Origin of the sequence: Limnospira sp. PMC 1279.21, assembly GCF_032349615.1 — a bacterium.
GTDB classification, from domain to species: domain Bacteria; phylum Cyanobacteriota; class Cyanobacteriia; order Cyanobacteriales; family Microcoleaceae; genus Limnospira; species Limnospira fusiformis.
Genome location: NZ_JARPLU010000321.1, coordinates 1 through 2,574, shown reverse-complemented (window position 1 = coordinate 2,574; position 2,574 = coordinate 1). Strand labels below are relative to the sequence as shown.

Sequence of the window (2,574 nt, the reverse complement as noted above, 5' to 3'; positions counted from 1 at the left end):
TTAGTGCGAGACGTTTAGGCATGAAATAGGGCTGAAATGCCTGAAATAACCGCCTAGTGGGGACTTCAACCCCCTGGTTGAATATAAGAAGCTCGCTTCTGACCATCCCCACAACTGTTTATATGTCCCAAAGATTTGTATCAAAGTGATACCAAATCGAGGCAGGGAACCCAAGGTCAACATACTCTGTAATAAATTGTAATAACTCTTAACATTAAAGGAGACGCAATACAGAGGTGAGGGTAACGGCGATAGCCACCCCCAGTTTTAGGATTCACAACCCTAGGATTGAAGCGGGGAACGGAAGGCTCCGAGGTGTAACCTAACACCAGGACTGAGACCACTGCCAACCATCTATGATTAGGGAAACCGAATATCCGGCATGAACCATCGTAATCATTGGGCAGCGAAACAGGTTGATACGCTGCGCTCAAAAGAGTAAGGGGAAAAGTAGGAGGCTCTTGTTTTACTACCTACACAGACCTTTAAAAGTACCCCGGTGGAGAGGATAAATCTAAGGATGGAATGCCCGTATAAACGGAACGTTTTAAGTCCTCAAGAGTTCTGAGGGAATAGGTCGATAAACTCAGTAGCGACAAGTGTAAGCGGATACCTTGAGGATGTGAGATGTGACCAGAAGCCAACGCCCGACTGTAATGGTAGGGATATGCTAACAGGTCACGGTTTGATTGCAAGGATAGAGCCAAGTAGGAGTCAATATGACGAAATCGAGAGAAGGTAAAGGCTTCGACAAACGGAGATTTACTAAGACTACGAATGTATGGAAGAGTATCAATTGGGCTAAGGTTCAAAGGTACGTCTTTAAGCTCCAAAAGAGAATATACCAAGCAGCTAAATCGGGACAAGATGCAAAGGTTAGATGGTTGCAACGTCTAATGGTGAAGTCATATTATGCCAGGCTCCTAGCGGTGCGACGAGTGACCCAAGACAATCAAGGCAAGAAAACGGCTGGAGTTGACGGGGTGAAAGTAATCTCCCCCAAGCAAAGGCTGATGCTTGCGGAGAACATCAAAGGAAATCTCAAAGCAAAACCGCTACGACGGGTGTGGATACCAAAACCTGGAAGGGACGAAAAACGCCCTCTAGGGATACCCACAATCCAAGACAGAGCGAGGCAAGCCTTGGTTAAATCGGCACTTGAACCCGAATGGGAATCAAGATTTGAGGGCACGAGCTACGGGTTCCGTCCAGGACGGTCAACCCACGACGCAATAAGCAGAATCTACACTGCAATAAATTTAGGACAATACTACGTCCTTGATGCAGACATAGCAAAATGCTTTGACCGAATAAACCATGATTACCTACTGTCCAAAATTCATTGCCCAAGCGCCCTGAAGAGAGACCTAAAACAATGGCTCAAAGCGGGTGTTTTGGACAACGGCGCATTTGAAGGTACAGAAACAGGGACACCACAAGGAGGGGTAATAAGTCCACTCCTAGCCAACATTGCACTGGATGGTATGGCTAGGTTAATTGAAACAATGTATCCTAGGAAAAGGAACAGAACGCAAGCCACGGCAATACGATACGCCGATGACTTTGTAGTGATATCTCCATCGCTCGAAATCATTGAACAGTGCAAAACTGCTATTTCCGAATGGTTAAAACCTGTAGGACTAGAGATTAAACCCGAAAAAACTCGAATCTGCCACACGCTCAATTACATTGAATACGGTGGAAAAACGGAGGAGCCAGGGTTTGATTTTCTGGGATTCAATATCAGACAATACCAGGTTGGAAAATATAAGACTGGGAAGAATACAAATGGGAAACCACTAGGATTCAAAACAGACATCAAGCCCAGTAAGAAAGCAGTTAAAGCCCATACAGAAGTGATAAAAGGTGTAATCAAACAATACAAAACAGCACCTCAAGCAGCCCTGATTAGCAAATTAAACCCAATAATCCAAGGATGGTCTAACTACTATTCAGGGGTCGTCTCAACGGAGACCTTCAGCAAACTAGACCACATAGTCTGGTTAATGTTAAGGGCATGGACAGCCGCAAGATGCGGAAAAGCAAACCATGGAAAACTGAGAAAATACTTTAAACCGAGAACGGTCAAACTCAGAAACGGGGTAGAAAGACAGGAAACCTGGATGTTCCAAACCAAAGATGGGCTACATCTATATAAACACGACTGGACACCAATTGTTAGACATACCCTAGTACGCCCGGACGCATCACCATACGACGGAAACTGGACTTACTGGGCAACCAGGAAAGGACAAGCAATCGATACGCCAAATAGGGTAGCTAAACTACTCAAAAAACAGAAAGGCAAGTGTACCTGGTGCGGGCAATACTTCTCCCCATCAGATATAGTTGAAATCGACCACATTGTACCTCGAAGCCACGGTGGAAAGGATGAATACAGGAACCTTCAACTATTACACCGCCATTGTCACGATGATAAAACCGCTCTTGATGAGGAGAGGATGCTGTACTCTTAACAAGGAGGCAATTAAACTAGGAGCCGTATGAGGGGAAACTCTCAAGTACGGTTTTGAATGGGAGGGGATGGAGGCGACTCCATTCTCGACCCCTAAT

The 2,574-nt window shown here is 45.3% G+C and carries 1 protein-coding gene; it reads left to right on the top strand.

Annotation, left to right across the window (positions count from 1 at the left end; translation table 11 throughout):
* Positions 1 to 719: 719 nt before the first annotated feature.
* Positions 720 to 2,477, top strand: a complete 1,758-nt coding sequence (ltrA, locus tag P5683_RS24090; protein ID WP_315669497.1) for a group II intron reverse transcriptase/maturase — start codon at positions 720 to 722, stop codon at positions 2,475 to 2,477.
* Positions 2,478 to 2,574 lie beyond the last annotated feature (97 nt).